Origin of the sequence: Stella humosa, from assembly GCF_006738645.1 — a bacterium.
GTDB lineage: Bacteria > Pseudomonadota > Alphaproteobacteria > ATCC43930 > Allostellaceae > Allostella > Allostella humosa.
Genome location: NZ_AP019700.1, coordinates 3484886 through 3504381, shown reverse-complemented (window position 1 = coordinate 3504381; position 19496 = coordinate 3484886). Strand labels below are relative to the sequence as shown.

Sequence of the window (19496 nt, the reverse complement as noted above, 5' to 3'; positions counted from 1 at the left end):
CTATCCCGCCTTGCGCCGCGCGGGAGCGGGCTTCGGTGCGGCCTTGGCCTTGCTCTTGGCAACGGCAGCGGCCGGCTTGCGTTTGCCCTTGCCGGCGCTGTCGCGCAGCGCCTGCATCAGGTCGACCACCTTGGTCGCCTCGGGCGCCTTGGGCTTGGGGATGGGCTTGCCTTCCAGCTTGGCCTTCACCAGCTCGGCGAGTGCGTCCTCGTAGCGGTCCTCGAATTTGGCCGGGTCGAACTTGCCCTTCTTGGTCTTGATGATGTGGCGGGCCAGTTCCAGCATCTCGGGATTGATCTTGATGTCGGGCACGTCCTGGAAGGCGTCGCCGGCCGGCCGTACCTCGTAGTCGAAGTTGAGCGTGGTGGCGATCAGGCCCGCCCCGTGCGCGCGGATCAGGAAGGTGCGGACCCGGCGAAAGATGACGGTGCGGGCGAGCGCTGCCACCTTCTTTGCCTTCATGCCCTCGCGGATGAGGGCGAAGGCCTCCTGCGCGTGGCGGTCGGTGGGCGCCAGGTAGTAGGGGCGGTCGAAATAGACGTCGTCGATGTCGCCGCAGCCGATGAAGGTGTCGACCGCCAGCGTGCGGTCGCCGTCGGGCACGGCGGCCGCGACCTCATCCGGCTCAAGCGCGATGTAGTCGCCGTCGGCGATCTCATAGCCCTTCACCTGGTCGTCGCTCTCGACCGGCTTGCCCGTCTCGCTGTCGACGAACTTGCGCCGGACGCGATGGCCCGTCGCCCGGTTCAGCGTGTGGAAGGCGATGCGGTCAGAGGTGGACGCCGCCGTGTAGAGGGCAACGGGGCAGGTCAGCTCCGCTACCTTGAGGAAGCCCTTCCAGTTCGCCCGCTGTGCCAATGCCGCAGCCCTCCGTTCGCAGCAGGAACGGCGGCGGCGGCAGGCAAGTTCCCCCCTGCGTTCAGAACCGCCCGGCGCGATAGGGTGCCGGGTCGATCGACGGCTTGCGGCCGGCCACCAAGTCGGCCAGCAGGCGGCCGGTCATCGGCGCCCCGGTCAGCCCGGTATGGCCGTGGCCAAATGCCAGGAATAGGCCCGGCACCCCCGGCGCCTGGTCGATGACCGGCAGGCTGTCGGGCGTCGACGGGCGATGGCCCATCCAGATCTGCATGCCTTCGGCATTCAGCGTCGGCAGGGCCAGGCGCGCCTGCTCCAGCAGGATGTGGGCGCGGCGCTCGTCTGGGGCGGCGTCCAGGCCGGCGATCTCCACCGTGCCGGCAAGGCGCAGGCCATGCTCCATCGGCGTCATCGAAAAGCTGCCGCTGCGGTGGCTGATCGGTCGGTTGGGCACGGGGCCGGGGTTGGGCAGCATGACGTGATAGCCTCGCTCCGTCTCCAGCGGCACGCGCAGGCCGAACCGCTTGGCCACGCGCAAGGACCAGGCGCCGGCGGCCAGGACCACCAGGTCGGCATCGACCGGCCCGGCATCGGTCATGACCCGGCGGACTCCATCCGCCCCCGTCTCGATGTCGGTCACGTTCGCCTGCAGCACCCGCCCACCGTCGGCCTGGAGGTTGCGGGCCAGCGTCACCGTCAGCCGGTGCGGGTTGGCGGTGCTGCCATTGTCGGGCAGGTAGAGGCCGCGGCGGAAGCCGGGTGCCAGCGAGGGCTCCATCTGGCGGATCTCGTCCGGCCCGATCGGGTCGGCGCGCACGCCCTGCTCGGCGCGCAGCCGGTCGGCGATGCGATCGGTCTCGCTCGGCTCGTCGGTGCGCCACAGATAGAGCTGGCCGCGCTGGCGGATCAGGTCGTTGAAGCCGTCCGGTCCCAGCAGGCTGCGATAGGTGGCGAAGGCCGGCCCGTGCAGGGCGCGCAGGGCGACGGCCGCCCGCTCCACCCGGTCGATACGGCCAGCGCGGATCCAGCGCACCAGCCACGGCATGGCCTGGGGCAGGTAGCTCCAGCGGATCGCCAGCGGCCCCATGGGGTCGCTCAGCCATTTCGGCACCTTGCGTAGCATGCCGGGCATGGCGATCGGCGTGAAGGTGTCGGGGCTGATCATCCCGGCATTGCCGAACGACGTGCCTTCGCCGGGCGGCAGCCGGTCGATCACCGTCACCTGGTGCCCGTCGCGCAGCAGGTGGGTGGCGCAGGACATGCCGACGATGCCGGCGCCGATCACGACGATCCGCTTGGCCTGGCCTGGTGCTGGACGCTGGCCGGGTGCGGTACGGGCGGGTTGAGCGGGGGATTGGGATGTGGTCATGTGCCTGCCATCATTCCCCGGACGGCCGCGTCTGACCACTCCAATTCGGCCGCCGGAGCCACGGGCACGGTTGAAAATGGCGGCTGAAAACATCCAGGTGCGCAAGATCGCGGGGGCGCTGGGCGCCGAGGTCTCCGGCGTCGACCTCCGCGACGGGCTCGACGACCGCGCGACGGCTGCCGTCCGGCAGGCGCTGCTCGATCACCTCGTCATCTTCTTCCGCGACCAGGACCTGGCGGAGGACCAGTTCCTGGCCTTTGCCCGGCGGTTCGGCCAGCCGGTCGAGTACCCCTTCGTGCGCGGGCTGGAGGGGTATCCGGAAATCATCGCGGTGCTGAAGCAGGCGCACGAGACGGTCAATTTCGGCGGCATCTGGCATTCGGACACGACCTATCTCGACGAGCCGCCAATGGGCTCCATCCTGCTCGCGCGCGAGGTGCCGCCCTATGGCGGCGACACGCTCTTCGCCAACATGTACATGGCCTACGAGACGCTCTCGCCCGGCATGCGGCGGATGCTGGACGGCCTGGTTGGCGTCGCCACCTCGGCCAAGGCCGATGTGTCGAAGACGCGCGAGGACCGCATCAAGGACAGCGCTTCGGCGGCGGCCCGCCAGTCCTACGAGGCCGAGCATCCCGTGGTGCGCACCCATCCGGAGACCGGGCGCAAGGCGCTCTACGTCAACGTCGCCCACACCGCCCGCTTCAAGGACATGACCGAGGCCGAGAGCCAGCCCCTGCTGGACTTCCTCTGCCGCCACCAGGTCCGGCCGGAATTCACCTGCCGCTTCGTCTGGCAGCCGGGCTCGATCGCCTTCTGGGACAACCGGGCCACCCAGCACAACCCGATCAACGACTATCACGGCCACCGCCGCCTGATGCACCGCATCACGCTGGCAGGCGACCGGCCGCGATAGACTCGGTCAGGCGATCGCCTTAAGCCTTTTCGCGCGCACCAGATTGAGCAGTTTCAACGACGATCCGTCCGGCCGCTTTTCGCCGCGTTCCCATTTGCTCACCGCATCCTTGCGGACGTTGAGGTACTGGGCGAATACGGACTGCGAGACGGCCTCGCGTTCGCGAAGCGCGCGTATGTCCTCAGGCTCGAGCGGATCAACCGGTGTGAGGCAGAGGGCATCGAATTCGCGCATGGTCGCCTTGTCCAGCAACCCTGCTCGGTGGAGCCCGGCCGCCGTCTTCCGGACCGACCCGAGGATGCCGCGTTCAGTTTTCCGGTTCACTGCCGCCATCTGCATCGTCCGGGGCTGGCTACGCCCGCTCGATTCGGGCGATGCCTTCTTCCTCCAGCTCTGCGTACACCGCATCGACCGTCGGGTTGCGCAGGAAGAGGGCGGGTTCGACCTCGATGGCGAACTCCGTCTCCAGCGCGGACGCCATGACGACGGCGTCGACCGAATCGAGGCCGTAGGTCTCGAACGGCACGTCCGGGCCGATCATCTCGGGCGGCACGCCCATCTGCTCGGCCAGGTAGGTGGCGAGCCAGGCCTGGATGTCGGCCGCCCGCAGCGTCGGCCGGTCGTCGATGTTCATGGCGTGCAGTGCTCCGGGGCAGAGGGTCAGGCGCGCGCCAGCGGCAGGCGGCCGAGGCGGCGGAAGGTGTCGAGGTGGAGCCAGTTGTCGGCGACCTCGGGTTCCGCACGCCGCAACTCGGGCAGGCGGGAGAAGAAGGCGGGCAGGGCGATGCGGCCTTCGAGCCGCGCCAGCGCGCCCCCCAGGCAGGCATGGGCTCCTTCGCCGAAGGCGAGGTTGCCGGGGCCGGGTCGGCCGGGCAGGAAGCGGTCGGGCTCCGGATAGGCTTCCGGATCGCGGTTGCCGGCGGTGATGTAGGGGATGAAGGCCGTGCCGGCAGCGACCGGGCGGCCGGCCAGCTCGATGTCGGCCGTCGTCCGACGCACCGCCAGCATGACCGGGCTGTCGAGCCGCAGCAGCTCCTCGACCACCCGGGCGGCCTGCTGGGGCTCGGCCGCCGCTGGGCGGATCTCGGGCATGTCGAGCGACAGGCGGATCGCGCTCGACAGGAAGGCCGACGTCGTCTCCGCGCCGACCAGCAGCAGAAACAGCACGCGCGACTGGATCCAGATGTCGTCATGCGCGTCCTCGCCCTTTGCCAGGTCGAGCAGGCGGGTGATGCCGTCGGACTGCGGCTGCCGGCGGCGTTCCTCGATCAGCCCCTGGATCAGGCCGAAGGCCTCGGTCAGCCAGGCGTCGAAGGCGTCCATCTCGCGCACGCCCAGCACGAAATTGAACAGGCGCAGCACGTTGCGCGAAATGGCGAAGATGCGGTCGCCGACATCCCGCGGCAGCCCCAGGATGCGGCACATCACCTGGTAGGGCAGGGGGTCGGTGAAGCGGGCAACCAGGTCAAACGCGGGCTCGTCCAGCAGCGGCGTCAGCAGTTCGTCGGTCAAGCCGGCGATCATGGGCGAGAACTCGGCCAGCGGCCTATGGTTCAGCGTCGCCGCCAGCATGCGCCGCGCCTGGCGGTGCCCTGCGGTCGCGTCCAGGAAGAGGATGGCGTCGATGAAGGCCTGCAAGGCCGGCCAGGTCCGCCCGAGCCGGCGGCCGACCGCCTCGCTGAAGGCCAGCACCGAGGCCGGCTCCAGCCCCGGCATGCGCAGCACCGTCGATATGTCGCGATGGCGGGTCAGCACGATCGAGCCCGCCGTCTCGCTCCAATGCACGGGGTCCTCGGCGCGGTAGCGGTCGAACAGCGCGTAGGGCTGGTCGCGCAGGCGCGGATCGTGCGGATCGAAGGGGGCCAGCGGTGTTGCGGTCATGGGCGTCCATTCCCCGGTTCCGGCGCCGGCGTCAAGTCCGCCCTGTCGTCCAGCAGGACAGTGGCCGCGGCCGGCCAAGTGCCGTCGTCGAGCCCGGCGCGGCAGCGGTGCCGGCGCACCTTGCCGCTGGTGGTGCGCGGCAGCCCGCCCTCGCGCAGGACGATCACTGCCGCCGGCCGCAGCCCATGGGCGGCGGCGACGCGGTCGCCGACGCGGCGGGCCAGCGCCGGCAGGTCGGCCGCGCGTGCCTCCGCCCGCGCGATTTCGAGCGCGATGCCGAGGCCCGTCCGACCGGACTGCCCGATGGCGAAGGCGGCCGCACCCAGCAGCGGCACGGGCGCTGCCGCCTCGGACGCCGTGCGCTCGATGTCCTCTGGATGGTGGTTGACGCCGCGAATGACGATCACGTCGTCGCGCCGGGTGACCGGCACCAGCATGCCGTCGTCGATGAAGCCGAGGTCGCCCGTCTGGATGAAGCCGGCCTCGCCGGCACCGTGCAGGCGCTCGGCGATCGGTCGGGGGGCGCCGTCGGCGCGCCACAGCCCGGCGGTCAGGCTGGGGCCGGCGATGCGGATGTCGCCGACCGTGCCAGCCGGCACCTCAAGCCCGCTGGCCGGGTCGACGATGCGTACGGCCGCACCCGCCCATGGCACGCCGCAGGCGACGAGTCGCACGCCATCGGCCGCATGGCGTACCCGGCCGCGGCCGAGTTCAGCCCGGTCGACCGTCACCGTGCGCACGCCGCTGCCGCCCGCCCCGCCGGTCACGAACAGCGTCGCCTCCGCAAGGCCGTAGCAGGGGTAGGGTGTCGCTGCCGACAGGCCGTACGGGGCATAGGCCCCCACGAACTGGTCGATCACCGCGGCATCGACCGGCTCGGCGCCGCAGCAGGCGACCCGCCAGGACGACAGGTCGAGCCCTTCCCGGTCGGCCGCCGTCACCCGCGACACGCAGGCCTCGTACATGAAGGTCGGGCCGGTCGAGACCGAGCCGCGCCAGGCGCTGATCGCGCGCAGCCAGCGCACCGGCTTCTGGATCACCCGCAATGTCGGCAGCAGCACCGTCATGATGCCGTCCGACAGCGGCTGCAGGATGCCGCCGACCAGCCCCATGTCGTGGTGCGGCGGCAGCCAGCTCACCGAGCGCCATTCGGGATCGTGGCCGATGGCAGCCTGCATCATCGCCTGGTTGGCGGCGAGCGCGCCGTGGCTGATGGCGAAGCCGCGCGGTGCGGCGGTCGACCCCGAACTGTACTGCACGAAGGCGATGCGGTCGGGATCGCTCGCGGGCGGGGTCCAGCCGGTGTCGTCCTCCTCGGCCAGTGCGGCGATCTCGATGACCGCGACGGCGGCATCCAACCCCTCGGCCGGGCTGCGCGCGCCGGTGCGCTCGACGATCATCGCGCAGGGGCCGGCGGCGGCGACCACGGCGGCCAAGCGCTCGCGCGTGCGGGCGCTGGCGACCGCGGGCAGCGGCACCGCGGCCGCCCCGGCATAGAGGCAGCCGACGAAGGCCGTCACGAAGGCGGCGCCGTTCTCGATCGCGATCAGCACGGCCCGGCCTGCGGCGCCCGCCGCGGTCAGCGCCGCGCCAACCGCCCTGGCGCGGCGGTCGAGCTCGGCGAAGGTCAGCCGCAGGCTTTCTGTCTCGCCGTCGCCCAGCTCGACGACGGCGGTCCGCTCCCCTTGCTCGCGGGCGAGCCGTCGCAGGCGATCGACGAGGAGGGCAGGGCGCGGCGCGGTTGGGGGAGGGGCGGTCAAACGGCCTCTGGCAAGGAAAAAGGGCGAAGAGCGGTCAGTCTATATCGGGAGAATGCCGCTCGGATATGCCGGCAACGGCATTGTGGCCCACCCGCCGCACCCGCCCGCTCGCGGCGCGGAATCGCACAAAGCGATTGCAACCAAACGGCCGGATTGGTTTTCTGCCGGCATGGGTTGTTTCAATGTTGCGTAACTTTGCACTGCTAGACGCAAAGAACGCCTCTATAGAGTCCGACCTCTGCGTGATCGGGGCCGGGGCGGCGGGGATCGCCATCGCGCGCGCCTTCGTCGGTACGCGGACGCGCGTGGCCGTGATCGAGAGCGGCGGGCTGGGGGTCGACCGCGTGGCGCAAAGCCTGAACGTGGGCGCCAATCTGGGCCTGCCCTACTATGACCTGGCGCAGGCGCGGGAGCGTCGTTTCGGCGGCACGACCATGCGCTGGTCGGGACGCTGCGCCCCGCTCGATCCGATCGATTTCGCGACCCGGCCCTGGGTGCCCCACAGTGGCTGGCCGATCGGGCCGGAAGTACTGGACCCGTATTATCGTCGTGCGCAGGACGTGCTGGATGTCGGCGAGTATCGCTATGACGCCAGCCTGTGGCAGGACATCGGCCTGGAGCCTGACGGGTTCGACCCGGCGACCTTCGCCGTCCGCTTCTGGCGCATCCGGGCGCGCCGCTTCGGCCACGCATTCCGCCAGGACCTGGCCGACGCGGCCAACGTCACGGTCTATCTGAACGGCACGGTGGTCTCGCTGGCGCCCGATCACGATGCCAACAGCATCCGCCACGTCGTGGTGCAGTCGATCTGCGGCCGCGAGGTGATCGTCACGGCGCGCCACTTCGTGCTGGCGACGGGCGGGATCGAGAATGCCCGCCTGCTGCTGGCTTCCGACGAGGTGGAGCGGGCCGGGATCGGCAACGGCCGCGACCTGGTCGGGCGCTTCTTCATGGAGCACCCCAAGTGCCGTGTCGCACGGATCGAGACGCCGGACCCGCACGGGCTGCTGGAGCGCTGGCGCAAGCAATTCCCCCGCGGCATGCCCAAGCTGTGGCCGGCGCTGGTGCCGACGGCTGCCGTGCAGGAGCGGCACGGCATCCTCAACTCGTCGCTGGCCTTCTACTATCGCTCGGCCGTCGGCATGAGTGCTGCGGCCCTGCGCGCCCGGCCGCCAGGGCCGGCGGCCATCGCCCGCTCGATGGCTGAGATCCCGGCCAACCTTGTCCGCCGCTATGTCCGGCGGCGCTCCGTGGTGTTCGCGCCGCAGGCCTTGCACCTGTTGGCAAGGGGCGAGCAGGCGCCCGACCGCAACAGCCGCGTGGTGTTGTCAAACGACCGCGATGCGCTGGGCCAGCGTCGGGCCGACCTCGACTGGCGGCTGGGCGAGATCGACAAGCGCAGCGCGCGGGTGCTGACCGAACTGGCCGCGACGGAGTTCGCGCGCCTCCGGCTTGGGCGGATCATGCCGGCCGCATGGCTGTCCGACGGGTCGCCCGATGGCTGGCCGCTGCCGCGGCCGGGCGACGCCACGCAGGACCATCACGACCATCTCCAGGGCGGCAATCATCATATCGGCACGACGCGGATGGCGACCGATCCGAGCCGCGGCGTCACGGACGCCGACGCCCGCGTCTTCGGCAAGGCCAATCTCTTCGTCGCCGGCAGCTCCGTCTTCCCGACATCGGGTTGGGCCAATCCGACGCTGACAATCGTCGCGCTGGCGCTCCGGCTGGCTGACCATCTCAAGGCGCGCCTGCCCTGAGCCGACCGGCGGAACGAAGCGCTGGCGCTGGGAATTGATCCGGCAGCAGTGCAGATTCGTTGGAGAGACCGATGCGGCATCGCGACAGGACGTTGGAAGCAGGCGAGGACCCGGGCAAGCGCGGCAGCCACTACGCGAACCAGCGGGAAGTGGCCCTGCGGGACGAGCCGTTGCTGGAAAGCGCCACCGGCCGTGAGGACGGTGCCACGACCGCCGACCCGGGGCCGCTGGAGGGCGAGGCGCGGTCGATCGACGTCGAGGCCCAGCCGATGAGCGAGGTGACCGGCCATCCCGATCCCGGCACGACCGCCGAGACGGTCGACGGGCAGGACGAGACCGCTGAAGCCGTGCGCCGCACGGCAGAGGACCAACCGGTCTGGCGATCGGGGGACAGCCGCTGACCTCCCGCGCCGCGGGCCGGCCTGGCGGAACGGGTGGTCTGGACGGGGTCCCGGATTCGATCCAGGCCCTGGGATTGATCACGGCGGCAGCCGAGGGCGCCGGCCCCCTCATCCATGTCGTCGCCAGCCAGGCACGGGCCCGCGCGCTGCACCGCTTGGTCCGCGCCTTTCACCCCGACCTGCGGGTGGGGTTCCTCCCGGAATGGGACGTGCGTCCGTATGGCGGCCAGGCGCCGTCGCCGGCCGTCATGGGCCAGCGCATGGGGCTGCTGCGCTGGCTGATCGATCGCGACCGCCCGCCGCAACTGGTGCTGACGACCGCGCCGGCCCTGCTGCGCCGCGTGCCGCCCTTGTCCGTCTGGGAAGGTGCCCGGTTCGAGTTCCGGACGGGGGAGCGCATCGAGCCCGAGGCGATGGCGGTGGAACTGCAGCGGATCGGCTATTTCCAGGACGGCCGGGTCGACGTCCCGGGCGAGTTCGCGATCCGCGGGCGGGTGGTCGACCTGTTTCCGGCCGCCGCTGCCATGCCCTGCCGCATCGCCCACGAGAACGGCCGGATCGTGTCGATCCGCTCGTATGATCCACGCACGCAGCGATCGCTGGTCGACACCGACAGCTTGCTGGTCGACCCGGCGTCGGAAACCATGCCGGCCACCGGGGAGCCGGGGGAGGCGGCGATGGTGGCCGCCTACGAGCGGCTGGCCGACCTGTTCGAGTATGCGCCCGGCGCCCGGCTGTCGATCGCGCCCGATGCGGTCGAGGAGGGGCCCCGCTTCCTGGAGCAGGTGGCGGCGGCCTATGCCGCGGCCGGCTCGGACGCCTGCCCGCCGGAACGGCTGTTCCTGTCTTCCAACGACTGGAATGGGGCGGTGGCGGACCGCTCCATCGCCATGCCGCGATTGCCGGACTGGCAGCCGGTGCCGCGCTTTGCCGAACAGGCGGGGGCTGCGCGCAGGCTGTCGACTTTCCTTTCCCAGCTACCCGACACCTGCCGGGTCGTCGTGGCGACGCCGGCCGATGCCCTGTCGCCCCCCTTGTCGCGGGCCTTGGAGGAAGCCACTCCCACCAAGCCGCTGCCGGCCGCCTGGCCGGCGGTGGCCGATGCCGCGCCAGGCAGCGTCCTGGCCGTGCCGCTGCCGGTCGATCGCGGCTTCCTTCTGCCGGAGGCCGGAATTGCGGTGCTGGCCGCCGCCGACATCCTGGGCAGCCGGGCGATGCTGCGCCCGGTCGGTGGCCGTGCGGATCTGCCAGGCGGTGTCGAGGGGTTTGCGGTCGGCGACCTGTTGCTGCATCTCGACCACGGGCTGGGGCGGCTCGACGGGATCGACCGGGCGGAGTGGTCGCCCGGCCGCCACCGCGAGGCCATCCGGCTGCGCTATGCCGGGCGGGCGACGATGATCGTGCCGGTGTCCGAACTGGGCGCGGTCTGGCGCTATGGCGGCGATGGCGAGGCGGTCGGCCTGCACCGGCTGGGCGGCGAGGAATGGGCGCGGCAGAAGGCGGAGTTGGAGGCCGACGTCGCCCGCACCGCCCGGCGGCTGGTGGCGCTGGTGGCCGAGCGCCGCCGCCGCCGTGCTCCGCGCTTGGTGGCCGACGATGGTGCCTATGAGCGCTTCGCCGGGCGCTTTCCGTTTCCGCTCAGCCCTGACCAGATGGAGGCGATCGAGGCGGTCCGCGACGACCTCGCCGCCGGCCGGCCGATGGACCGCATCGTCTGCGGCGATGTCGGCTTCGGCAAGACCGAGGTGGCGCTGCGCGCCGCTGCCATCGCCGTGCTGGCCGGCCACCAGGTCGCGGTGGTGGCGCCGACCTCGATCCTCGCGCGCCAGCACTGGCGCACGTTCGAGAAACGCTTCCGGCCGATGGGTGTCGCGGCCGCCTATCTGTCGGGCGATGCCTCTGCCGACGAGGGGGCGGCGATTCGTGCCAGGCTCCTGGACGGAACCCTGCCGCTCGTGATCGGTACCCACGCCCTGGCAGCGGGCGACATCCGCCTGAAGCCGGGCAGCCTGGTGGTGATCGACGAGGAGCATCGCTTCGGCGCCGACGACAAGCTGCGGCTCCGGCGGCTGGCCAAGGGGTGCCACACCCTGACACTGACGGCGACGCCGATCCCGCGGACGCTGCAGGCGACGCTGGTCGGCCTGCAGGAGTTGAGCGTCGTGTCGACGCCGCCGGTCGCTCGGCGGCCGGTGCGCACGGTGGTGGCGCCCTTTGCCGACGCGCTCGTCGTCGATGCCCTGCGGCAGGAACACCGCCGTGGCGGCCAGAGCTACCTGGTATGCCCGCGTATCGCCGACATTCCGGCGATCGAGGCGCGGATCGGCGCGCTGCTGCCGGAGCTGGAATTGCAGGTGCTGCACGGTCGGTTGCCGAGGGCCGAGATGGATGCGCGCATGGCCGCCTTCGCCGAGGGCGACGGCGACTTGCTGATCGCCACCAACATCATCGAGAGCGGGCTCGACGTGCCCAACGCCAACACCATCCTGGTGTGGCGGGCGGACCGGTTCGGGCTGGCCCAGCTCCACCAGCTTCGCGGCCGGGTGGGCCGCGGCGAGCGCGAGGGCGTGGCCTGCCTCCTGACCGACCCGGCGCGCCCGCCGGGCGAGGCCACTGCTCGGCGACTGGCCGCGATGCAGGCGGCCGACCATCTGGGCGCAGGCTTCGAGGTGAGCCGGCTCGATCTCGACCAGCGCGGGGCGGGCGACCTGCTGGGCGAGGACCAGAGCGGCCACATGGCCCTGGTCGGGGCAGAATTCTATCGCTACCTGCTCGATCGTGCCTTGCGGACGGCGCGCGGCGAGGCGGTCGAGGCGCCGTGGACGCCCGAGCTGCTGGTCGATCTGGGCGACGGCATCCCCGAAGACTATGTGCCGGAGCCGGACATCCGCATCGCGCTCTATGCCGCTGCTGCCAAGCTCGATGGCGAGGACGCCATCGACCGCTTCGCGGGGGAACTGGTCGACCGCTTCGGCCCGCTACCGCCGCCGGTTGCCGGCTTGATCACGTTCTGCCGCCTGCGCACCCTCTGCCAGCAGGCAGGCATCGCCCGCCTGGTCGCGGGGCCGAAGGCGGTCGTGCTGCACCTGCGGCCGGACGGCCGGGCGGAGGGCGCGGCCAAGCTGCCGCGCGGATGGCTGCGCCAGGACGATCGGCTGGTATTGCGCTGGCCGCGCGAACTGGCTGCCGAAGCCATCGGGCCGGCGGCCGCGGATGCGGCGGCCCGGCTGCTGCGCGGGCTTCGCGCGTCGGCGCGGCGACGCCCGCGCCCGGCTACACCGCCGCCCGAAGCAGCGGCGGCGTAGCGGCCGCCCCGGCGGGATCAGAAGTCGAACAGGTCGTCCAGGATCGAGCCGCGCCGCCGGCCGCGGCCGCGCCGGTCGTCATCGTCGTCGTCATGGCGCCGCCCATCGCCGCGGCCGAACTCCTTGCCGTGGCGATAGCCGTCACGCGCGGGCTCCTGCCATGGCCGGCCCGGCTGGGCCGGCGCCGGCGCCGGCGCTGGCTCCTCGCGCACCCGCGCCGCCGGCGGCGGTTCGGCGGCGCGTTCGATGATCTTGTCCAGTTCGCCGCGGTCGAGCCAGACGCCCCGGCATTTCGGGCAATAGTCGATCTCGATGCCGCTGCGCTCGGTCATCATCAGCTCGGTCTCGTCGAGCGGGCACTTCATCCATTCCCTCCTGTCGGGGTTGCGGTGTCAGTTGACGGCCTTGCCGTCGGCATCGAAGCGGCGGAGATAGGCGATCAGGTCGGCGATGTCGCCATCGTTGCGCAGGCCGGCATAGATCATCTTGGTCCCCGGCATGAATTCGCGCGGATTGCGCAGATAGGGCGCCAGCTCCGCTTCGCCCCAGGTCACCGCCGAATCGCGGTTGGCAGGAGAATAGGCATAGCCGGCGACGGTTCCCGCCTTGCGACCGACGATGCCGTTGAGGATCGGGCCGAGGCGGTTCTTGGCATCCGCGCCCACCATGTGGCAGGTCGAGCAGAGGCGCTTGAAAACCGCCTCGCCCTTGCCCGCATCCTGGGCGGCGACAGGGCTGGCGAAGGTGGCGGCAAGCGCCAGGAGGGCAAGGGCAGGCAGGCGAATGGCAGGCATGTCGGCTCCGTCGGCAGGGGTCGTTCCGATAGGCGGTCGTTGGGGGGCCGGTTCGATCAGGCCGGAACTTGCGGGCGACATCGTGGCGCCGGCAATCACGTCTTCGTGAGGGTCTGCGGGATTGCTAGCGCCCGGCCGCGTGAAGCATCGTCTGGTCCAGTTTCAGCATCCCGGCACGGCCTGCCACCGATCGACAGGGAGCAATCGACCATGATCAAGTTGAACGTCAACGGCCGCGTCCACGACATCGACGTGGACGGCGACACGCCATTGCTCTGGGTCCTGCGCGAGCAGCTCGGCTTCACCGGCACGAAGTACGGCTGCGGCGTGGCGCTCTGCGGCGCCTGCACGGTGCATGTCGACGGCCAGCCGCAGCGATCCTGCGCCATTCCCGCCAGCGCCGTCGCCGACGCCAAGATCATCACCATCGAAGGCCTGTCGCCCGACAGCAGCCACCCGGTGCAGAAGGCTTGGCTCGCCCATGAGGTGCCGCAATGCGGCTACTGCCAGTCTGGCCAGATCATGGCCGCGGTGGCGCTGCTGGCCGAGAAGCCCAAGCCGACCGACGAGGACATCGACCAGGCGATGACCAACATCTGTCGCTGCGGCACCTACCCCCGTATCCGGGCGGCGATCCACGCCGCCGCCGGCAACAGCCGGGCATAGGGAGGGACGGAGCATGGGCATCGTCACCAAGCTGAGCCGCCGCAAGTTCCTCGTCGCCACGGCCACCGCCGGTGGCGGCATGGCCCTGGCCTGGACCGTGCCGGGCGGCATCCTCGACGCGCTGGCGCAGACCACCATGCCGCAGCCGGCCCTGGGGGCCGAGGTCGGCATCTGGGTCGTCATCCACCCCGACGACACGACGGTAGTGCGCATCGCGCGCTCCGAGATGGGGCAGGGCACGCTGACCGGCCTGGCCCAGCTCGTGGCCGAGGACCTGGAATGCGACTGGTCCAAGGTGCAGGCGGAATACATCCCGCCCGAGGTGAACCTCGCGAACAAGCGCGCCTGGGGCGACATGTCGACCGGCGGCAGCCGCGGCATCCGCACCTCGGTCGACTATGTCCGCAAGGGCGGGGCGGCCGCGCGCATGATGCTGGTCCAGGCCGCGGCCACGAAGCTGGGCGTGCCGGCCGGCGAGCTGACGGCAGAGAACAGCGTCGTCACCCACAAGGCCAGCGGCCGCAGCCTGCGCTATGGCGAGCTGGCCGAGGCCGCTGCCAAGCTGGAAGTGCCCAAGGACATCCCGCTGAAGGCCGAGAAGGACTGGAAGGTCATCGGCAAGGGGGTCAAGCGCCTCGACACCGTCGACAAGCTGAACGGCAAGCAGATCTACGCCATCGACGTGATCCTGCCGGACATGCTGAACGCCGCCATCGCCCAGTGCCCGGTCTTCGGCGGCACGCTGACCTCGTTCGACGCCGAGAAGATCAAGGGCATGAAGGGCGTGCGCCACGTCCTGAAGGTCGACGACAGCACGGTGGCGGTCGTGGCCGACACCTGGTGGCAGGCCAAGACCGCGCTCGATGCCTTGCCGATCGTCTGGAACGAAGGGCCGCACGCCAACGTCTCCAGCCAGTCGATCGCCGCATTCCTGAAGGAAGGGCTGGATGCCAAGGACGCGGCCGCCGGCCACGTCATCGGCGACGCGCCCAAGGCGATCGCGGCCGCGGCCAAGAAGGTCGAAGGGGTCTACGGCACGCCGTTCCTGAACCATGCGACGCTGGAGCCGATGAACTGCACCGCCAAGGTCTCGGCCGAGGGCGTGGAGATCTGGGTTGCCAGCCAGAACGGCGACGCCTCGCTGGCGGCCGCCGCCGAGGCGGGCGGGGTGCCGCTCTCGAAGGTGAAGGTGAACAAGCTGCATCTGGGCGGCGGCTTCGGCCGCCGCGGCATGCAGGACTATACGCGCCAGGCGGTGCTGATCGCCAAGCAGGTGCCCGGCCGGCCGGTCAAGATGATCTGGTCGCGCGAAGAGGACATGCAGCACGGCTTCTATCGCCCGATCACCCAGGCGAAGCTGGTGGGCGGGCTGGATGCCGAGGGCAACCTGACCGGCCTCCACATGCGCATCTCCGGACAGTCGATCCTGGCCTCGGTGGCGCCCAGCCGGGTCGTCAACGGCCTCGACCGGCTGCACATGCAGGGGCTGCTGGACGACGAGTTCGGCTACATGGCGATCCCCAACCTGCTGGTCGACCACGCCATGCGCAACACGCATGTGCCGGTGGGCTTCTGGCGCGGGGTGAACCACAACCAGAACGCCATCTACCTCGAATGCTTCATGGACGAGCTGGCGCACGCCGCCGGCAAGGACCCGCTGGAGTTCCGCCGCAAGCTGCTGGCCAAGAACCCCAAGCACCTGGCGGTGCTGAACGCGGCGGCCGAGAAGGCGGAGTATGGCAAGCCGCTGCCGCCCGGCGTCCATCGCGGCATCTGCCAGAACTACGGCTTCGGCAGCTACACGGCCGCGGTGGCCGAGGTGTCGGTCTCGGACAAGGGCAAGCTGAAGATCCACCGCATCGTGGCCGCGACCGACTGCGGCTATGCGCTCAACCCCGACCAGATCGCGGCCCAGGTCGAGGGCTCGTTCGTCTATGGCCTGAGCGCCCTGCTCTACAGCGAGAACACGGTCGAGAAGGGGCGCATCGTCGAGGGCAACTTCGACACCTACGAGGTGATGAAGATCGAGGACATGCCCAAGGTCGAGACGGTCATCGTGCCGTCGGGCGGGTTCTGGGGCGGCGTCGGCGAGCCGACGATCGCGGTGGCGGCACCGGCCGTGCTGAACGCCATCTTCGCGGCGACGGGTAAGCGCATCCGCACGCTGCCGCTGAAGCACCACGACCTCGCCAAGGCGTGACGGGCGCCGGCGTGCGGGCCGTCCTGATCGGGCTGCTGGCGCTGGGGGGAATCGTCCCCCCGGCGGCGGCGGCCGATCCCCCGCCGGGGGCGACGAGTTGTTCGGGCTGCCATGCCCCGGCCGGCCGCGTCGCCCAGCCCAGCATCCCGCCGATCGACGGCCTGCCGGCGTCCGAGATGGTCCGCGCGATGACGGCCTTCCGTAGCAGCGACCAGCCGTCGACCGTGATGGGCCGCATCGCCCGCGGCTTCTCCGACGACGAGATCCGGGCGCTGGCCGCCTGGCTGGAGCAGAAGCGATGAGGCCGGTCGGACGCCGCGCGGCCCTGGTCGCGACGGCCGGCCTGCTGGCCGCGCCATTCGTGTCGCGCCGCGCCTGGGCCCAGGGGGCCGGCGGCCGGGTCGTCGTCGTGGGCGGCGGCTTTGCCGGGGCGACTGCGGCCAGGACCCTGCGCCGGGCCGATCCGGCCTTGCAGGTGACGCTGGTGGAATCCGGCCTTTTCCACACGGCCTGCCCGCTGAGCAATTCGGTCATCGCCGGCCTGCGCGAGATCGACCGCCAGGTCTTTCGCTATGCCGCCATCGCGGCCGACGGCGTCGCCGTGGTCCATGGCACGGCCCGCAATGTCGACGCCGAGGCGCGCCGGGTGACGCTGGCCGACGGCGCGACGCTGGACTACGACCGGCTGATCCTGGCGCCCGGCATCGACATCGACTGGACGGGGCTGCCCGGCTACGACGAGGCGGCGGCCGAGCCGATGCCGCATGCCTGGAAGGCCGGACCGCAGACCCTGCTGCTGCGCCGCCAGCTCGAGGCGATGGAGGATGGCGGGGTCGTGGCGATGTCGGCGCCGGCCAACCCGTTCCGCTGCCCGCCCGGCCCCTACGAGCGGGCGAGCCTCATCGCCCACTACCTGAAGACGCGCAAGCCGCGCTCCAAGCTGTTGCTGCTGGATGCCAAGGATGTCTTCTCCAAGCAGCGCCTCTTCACCGACGCCTGGGCCAAGCTCTATCCCGGCATCATCGAATGGGTGCCGCTGTCCAAGGGCGGCAAGGTGGTGCGCGTCGATCCGGCCACGCGCACGGTCGAGACCGAATTCGACAGCCACAAGGCGGCGGTCGTGAACATCATCCCGCCGCAGCGGGCAGGCGCCATCGCGGCCGCCGCCGGGGTGGCCGACCGCACCGGCTGGTGCCCGATCGACCCGGCCAGCTTCGAATCGCGCCTGCGCCCCGGCATCCACGTGCTGGGCGATGCCGCTATCGCCGGGGCCATGCCGAAGTCGGCCTTCTCCGCCAACGCCCAGGCCAAGGTGGCGGCCATTGCCGTGTCCGGCCTGCTGCGCGGCCGGGCGCCGGCCGAGCCGCGCCTGATCAATACCTGCTACAGTCTGGTCGCCCCCAACTACGGCATCTCGATCGCCGGGGTCTATCGCCCGCGCAACGGCGTGCTGGCCGACATCGAAGGGGCGGGCGGCACCAGCCCGCCCGACGCACCACCCGAATTCCGCGAGCTCGAAGCCGATCATGCCGAGACCTGGTTCCGGACGATCACGGCCGAGACATTTGGTTAGGACGGCCTTGGGCCTGGCCGCCGCCCTGCTGGCCATGGCCGGACCCGCGCCGGCCCAGGCCCCCGTCGCCCCGTTCCGGGTGCAGGGCGACGGCATCGCCCAACCCCTGGCCGGTCTGGCGGGCGACGTCGCGCGCGGGCGCCGGATCACGGCCGATCGCCAGGTCGGCACTTGTCTCCTATGTCATGCCGGCCCATTTCCCGAGGAGCGGTTCCAGGGAACGATCGGCCCCGACCTGGCCGGGGTCGGCACCCGCCTGACGGCCGCCCAGATCCGCCTGCGCGTCGTCGACCCACGCCGCCTCGCCCCGGAGACGATCATGCCCGCCTACCACTCCATTGCCGGCCGCACGCGCGTGGGCGCCGCCTGGCGCGACCGGCCGATCCTGGACGCCCAGCAGGTGGAGGACGTGGTGGCCTTCCTGGCGACCCTGCGGGACCCGTCTTGATCACCCGGCGCCGCCTGCTGACGCTATCGGTCGGGGCCGCCGCCTTCGCGGCATTGGCGCCCGCTGCGCGGGCGACCCCGGCCGAGGTCCAGGCATTGCTGCGCTCGTTGGTCGGCGAGGGCAAGCCCAGGCCGGGCCGGATCAAGCTCGACCTGCCGCTGCTGGTCGAGAACGGCAACGCGGTCGCCATGACGATCACGGTGGACGCTCCGGTCAGCGGCCCCGACCGTGTCGAGAGCGTGCATGTCTTCGCCGAGGCCAACCCGCTGCCCAATGTCGCGGCCTTCCATTTCGGGCCGGCGACCGGTCGGGCGGTCGTGTCCACCCGCATCCGGCTGGCGACCTCGCAGACCGTGATCGCCGTCGCGAAGCTGGCCGACGGCAGCTTCTGGTCGGACGAGATCGAGCTGCTGGTCACGCTCGCCGCCTGCCTCGAATAGCGACCGGAGGACCGCATGGCGCGCGCGCTGCTGAATGTTCCGAAGACGGTCAAGCGTGGCCAGGTCTTCGAGGTGAAGGTGCTGATCTCGCACCCGATGGAGAGCGGCCAGCGGCGCGACGAGCGCGGCGCCATCATCCCGCGCGACATCATCAACCGCTTCGTGTGCACCTATAACGGCGACCTGGTGCTGGAGGCGGACCTGTTCCCGGCCGTCTCGGCGAACCCCTTCTTCGCCTTCCACGTGCTGGCAGCCGAGAGCGGCACCATCGACTTCGCCTGGCGCGACGACCAGGGTGCCCAGCATTCGGAAAGCCGGCCGATCGTCGTGGAATGATGCCGTCCTGGCGCAGGAGGGCCGTCCTTGCCGCTGCGGGGGTGGCGCTGCTGGCGGGCGCCGATGCCGCCGCGCAGAAGCGATCGGGCTATCTCGACGCCGGGCCGCAGACCCGTGCCATGCAGGACGATGACGGCGCCAACCCGGGTTTCCTGTGGGTGGAGCGCGGCCGGGCGCTGTGGGACGAGGCGCCGCGTCGGACGGATGGCGGCACGGCACAATCCTGCGCCGCCTGCCATGGTGAAGCGGCGGCGTCGATGCGCGGCGTGGCCGCCCGCCAGCCGGCCTGGGACCGGACCGCCGGCCGTCTCATGAACCTGGAGCAGCGCATCGACCGTTGCCGCACGGAGCGCCAGGGGGCCGCACCCTTGCCGGCGGAGGGCGAGGACCGGCTGGCCTTGTCCGCGTTCGTGGGTCTTCAGTCGCGCGGCCAGCCCATGTCGGTCGCCATCGACGGCCCGGCCGCGCCGGCCTACGCCCAGGGCCGCACGCTGTTCGAGACGCCGATGGGCCAGCTCGACCTGTCCTGCGCGCAGTGCCACGACCGCTCGGCCGGCCAGCGGCTGGCGGGCAACGTCATCCCCCAGGGCCATCCCAACGGCTACCCGATCTACCGCCTGGAATGGCAGGGGATGGGGTCGCTGAACCGCCGCCTGCGCAACTGCATGACCGGCGTCCGGGCAGAGCCCTTCGCGACCGGGTCGACGGAGGCCCTGGCGCTGGAGCTCTATCTGGCCCGGCGGGCCGAGGGCCTGTCCATGGAGACGCCGGCCGTTCGGCCTTGAACGG

General features: G+C 71.3%; 20 protein-coding genes. 12 read left to right on the top strand and 8 right to left on the bottom strand.

Features of this window, described 5'->3' with window-relative positions; all coding sequences use genetic code 11:
* Together ku and STVA_RS16400 are read right to left on the bottom strand one after the other, a co-directional pair.
* Nucleotides 1–858 (bottom strand): non-homologous end joining protein Ku, encoded by an 858-nt coding sequence (ku, locus tag STVA_RS16405; protein WP_123695120.1) that lies wholly within the window; start codon nucleotides 856–858, stop codon nucleotides 1–3.
* A gap of 61 nt (nucleotides 859–919) precedes the next feature.
* Nucleotides 920–2224, bottom strand: coding sequence for an NAD(P)/FAD-dependent oxidoreductase (locus tag STVA_RS16400; RefSeq protein ID WP_123695118.1), 1305 nt, complete (start codon nucleotides 2222–2224; stop codon nucleotides 920–922).
* A gap of 76 nt (nucleotides 2225–2300) precedes the next feature.
* Between STVA_RS16400 and STVA_RS16395 the strand changes: the two genes are divergently transcribed.
* Complete coding sequence (locus STVA_RS16395) at nucleotides 2301–3140, top strand: TauD/TfdA dioxygenase family protein (protein ID WP_123695116.1); 840 nt, start codon at nucleotides 2301–2303, stop codon at nucleotides 3138–3140.
* 6 nt (nucleotides 3141–3146) lie between these two features.
* Here STVA_RS16395 and STVA_RS16390 read toward each other — a convergent pair whose 3' ends face one another.
* From STVA_RS16390 to STVA_RS16375, 4 genes are read right to left on the bottom strand one after another with little or no spacing between them, the layout of a single operon-like run.
* On the bottom strand, nucleotides 3147–3473 hold the full coding sequence (locus STVA_RS16390; RefSeq protein WP_123695394.1) for a helix-turn-helix domain-containing protein: 327 nt from the start codon (nucleotides 3471–3473) through the stop codon (nucleotides 3147–3149).
* Between the two features lie 19 nt (nucleotides 3474–3492).
* Nucleotides 3493–3774: an acyl carrier protein gene (locus tag STVA_RS16385; RefSeq protein WP_123695114.1), complete on the bottom strand. Its 282-nt coding sequence runs from the start codon at nucleotides 3772–3774 to the stop codon at nucleotides 3493–3495.
* A gap of 26 nt (nucleotides 3775–3800) precedes the next feature.
* Nucleotides 3801–5021, bottom strand: coding sequence for a cytochrome P450 (locus STVA_RS16380; protein ID WP_123695112.1), 1221 nt, complete (start codon nucleotides 5019–5021; stop codon nucleotides 3801–3803).
* Nucleotides 5018–6781, bottom strand: a complete 1764-nt coding sequence (locus STVA_RS16375; protein WP_142235793.1) for an AMP-binding protein — start codon at nucleotides 6779–6781, stop codon at nucleotides 5018–5020. Before STVA_RS16375 ends, STVA_RS16380 begins: the two co-directional genes overlap by 4 nt.
* A 242-nt stretch (nucleotides 6782–7023) precedes the next feature.
* On the opposite strand from STVA_RS16375, the gene STVA_RS16370 reads away from it, so the two are divergent.
* The 3 genes from STVA_RS16370 (at nucleotide 7024) to STVA_RS16360 (ending at nucleotide 12250) form a co-directional block, all read left to right on the top strand.
* On the top strand, nucleotides 7024–8544 hold the full coding sequence (locus STVA_RS16370) for an FAD-dependent oxidoreductase (RefSeq protein ID WP_170221603.1): 1521 nt from the start codon (nucleotides 7024–7026) through the stop codon (nucleotides 8542–8544).
* 71 nt (nucleotides 8545–8615) lie between these two features.
* Nucleotides 8616–8945 (top strand): hypothetical protein, encoded by a 330-nt coding sequence (locus tag STVA_RS16365; RefSeq protein WP_142235792.1) that lies wholly within the window; start codon nucleotides 8616–8618, stop codon nucleotides 8943–8945.
* A 74-nt stretch (nucleotides 8946–9019) separates the two neighbouring features.
* A complete protein-coding gene (locus STVA_RS16360; protein WP_123695104.1) occupies nucleotides 9020–12250 on the top strand; it encodes a DEAD/DEAH box helicase in 3231 nt (1076 codons plus the stop codon).
* 17 nt (nucleotides 12251–12267) lie between these two features.
* Here the strand turns inward: STVA_RS16360 and STVA_RS16355 are convergent, their stop codons facing one another.
* Both STVA_RS16355 and STVA_RS16350 read right to left on the bottom strand, forming a co-directional pair.
* Nucleotides 12268–12615 (bottom strand): TFIIB-type zinc ribbon-containing protein, encoded by a 348-nt coding sequence (locus STVA_RS16355; protein ID WP_123695102.1) that lies wholly within the window; start codon nucleotides 12613–12615, stop codon nucleotides 12268–12270.
* 27 nt (nucleotides 12616–12642) lie between these two features.
* Nucleotides 12643–13044 carry a c-type cytochrome gene (locus STVA_RS16350; RefSeq protein ID WP_123695100.1) on the bottom strand — a complete coding sequence of 134 codons (402 nt, stop codon included), beginning with the start codon at nucleotides 13042–13044 and terminating at the stop codon, nucleotides 12643–12645.
* A 210-nt stretch (nucleotides 13045–13254) separates the two neighbouring features.
* Here STVA_RS16350 and STVA_RS16345 point away from each other — a divergent pair, with 210 nt between their 5' ends.
* Genes STVA_RS16345 through soxA form a run of 8 tightly spaced genes read left to right on the top strand, consistent with a single transcriptional unit; the run spans nucleotide 13255 to nucleotide 19492 of the window.
* Nucleotides 13255–13710 (top strand): (2Fe-2S)-binding protein, encoded by a 456-nt coding sequence (locus STVA_RS16345; RefSeq protein WP_123695098.1) that lies wholly within the window; start codon nucleotides 13255–13257, stop codon nucleotides 13708–13710.
* Nucleotides 13711–13723: 13 nt separating this feature from the next.
* A complete protein-coding gene (locus STVA_RS16340) occupies nucleotides 13724–15910 on the top strand; it encodes a xanthine dehydrogenase family protein molybdopterin-binding subunit (RefSeq protein ID WP_123695096.1) in 2187 nt (728 codons plus the stop codon).
* Nucleotides 15907–16212: a c-type cytochrome gene (locus STVA_RS16335; RefSeq protein ID WP_197735650.1), complete on the top strand. Its 306-nt coding sequence runs from the start codon at nucleotides 15907–15909 to the stop codon at nucleotides 16210–16212. The genes STVA_RS16340 and STVA_RS16335 overlap by 4 nt, the downstream gene beginning before the upstream one ends.
* Nucleotides 16209–17483 (top strand): NAD(P)/FAD-dependent oxidoreductase, encoded by a 1275-nt coding sequence (locus STVA_RS16330; RefSeq protein ID WP_123695094.1) that lies wholly within the window; start codon nucleotides 16209–16211, stop codon nucleotides 17481–17483. The genes STVA_RS16335 and STVA_RS16330 overlap by 4 nt, the downstream gene beginning before the upstream one ends.
* A gap of 7 nt (nucleotides 17484–17490) precedes the next feature.
* Nucleotides 17491–17931 (top strand): sulfur oxidation c-type cytochrome SoxX, encoded by a 441-nt coding sequence (gene soxX, locus STVA_RS16325; RefSeq protein ID WP_197735649.1) that lies wholly within the window; start codon nucleotides 17491–17493, stop codon nucleotides 17929–17931.
* A complete protein-coding gene (locus STVA_RS16320; RefSeq protein WP_179955405.1) occupies nucleotides 17928–18371 on the top strand; it encodes a SoxY-related AACIE arm protein in 444 nt (147 codons plus the stop codon). Before soxX ends, STVA_RS16320 begins: the two co-directional genes overlap by 4 nt.
* Before the next feature lie 15 nt (nucleotides 18372–18386).
* On the top strand, nucleotides 18387–18707 hold the full coding sequence (gene soxZ / locus STVA_RS16315) for a thiosulfate oxidation carrier complex protein SoxZ (protein ID WP_123695092.1): 321 nt from the start codon (nucleotides 18387–18389) through the stop codon (nucleotides 18705–18707).
* A complete protein-coding gene (gene soxA / locus STVA_RS16310) occupies nucleotides 18704–19492 on the top strand; it encodes a sulfur oxidation c-type cytochrome SoxA (protein ID WP_245978576.1) in 789 nt (262 codons plus the stop codon). The genes soxZ and soxA overlap by 4 nt, the downstream gene beginning before the upstream one ends.
* The last annotated feature ends 4 nt before the right edge of the window (nucleotides 19493–19496 follow it).

Excerpts from the sequence above, each read along its gene's own strand:
- STVA_RS16400 (WP_123695118.1), bottom strand. The coding sequence starts at position 2,224 with ATGACCACATCCCAATCCCCCGCTCAACCCGCCCGTACCGCACCCGGC.
- STVA_RS16395 (WP_123695116.1), top strand. The coding sequence starts at position 2,301 with ATGGCGGCTGAAAACATCCAGGTGCGCAAGATCGCGGGGGCGCTGGGC.
- STVA_RS16390 (WP_123695394.1), bottom strand. The coding sequence starts at position 3,473 with ATGGCGGCAGTGAACCGGAAAACTGAACGCGGCATCCTCGGGTCGGTC.
- STVA_RS16385 (WP_123695114.1), bottom strand. The coding sequence starts at position 3,774 with ATGAACATCGACGACCGGCCGACGCTGCGGGCGGCCGACATCCAGGCC.
- STVA_RS16380 (WP_123695112.1), bottom strand. The coding sequence starts at position 5,021 with ATGACCGCAACACCGCTGGCCCCCTTCGATCCGCACGATCCGCGCCTG.
- STVA_RS16365 (WP_142235792.1), top strand. The coding sequence starts at position 8,616 with ATGCGGCATCGCGACAGGACGTTGGAAGCAGGCGAGGACCCGGGCAAG.
- STVA_RS16355 (WP_123695102.1), bottom strand. The coding sequence starts at position 12,615 with ATGAAGTGCCCGCTCGACGAGACCGAGCTGATGATGACCGAGCGCAGC.
- STVA_RS16350 (WP_123695100.1), bottom strand. The coding sequence starts at position 13,044 with ATGCCTGCCATTCGCCTGCCTGCCCTTGCCCTCCTGGCGCTTGCCGCC.
- STVA_RS16345 (WP_123695098.1), top strand. The coding sequence starts at position 13,255 with ATGATCAAGTTGAACGTCAACGGCCGCGTCCACGACATCGACGTGGAC.
- STVA_RS16340 (WP_123695096.1), top strand. The coding sequence starts at position 13,724 with ATGGGCATCGTCACCAAGCTGAGCCGCCGCAAGTTCCTCGTCGCCACG.
- STVA_RS16330 (WP_123695094.1), top strand. The coding sequence starts at position 16,209 with ATGAGGCCGGTCGGACGCCGCGCGGCCCTGGTCGCGACGGCCGGCCTG.
- soxZ (WP_123695092.1), top strand. The coding sequence starts at position 18,387 with ATGGCGCGCGCGCTGCTGAATGTTCCGAAGACGGTCAAGCGTGGCCAG.
- soxA (WP_245978576.1), top strand. The coding sequence starts at position 18,704 with ATGATGCCGTCCTGGCGCAGGAGGGCCGTCCTTGCCGCTGCGGGGGTG.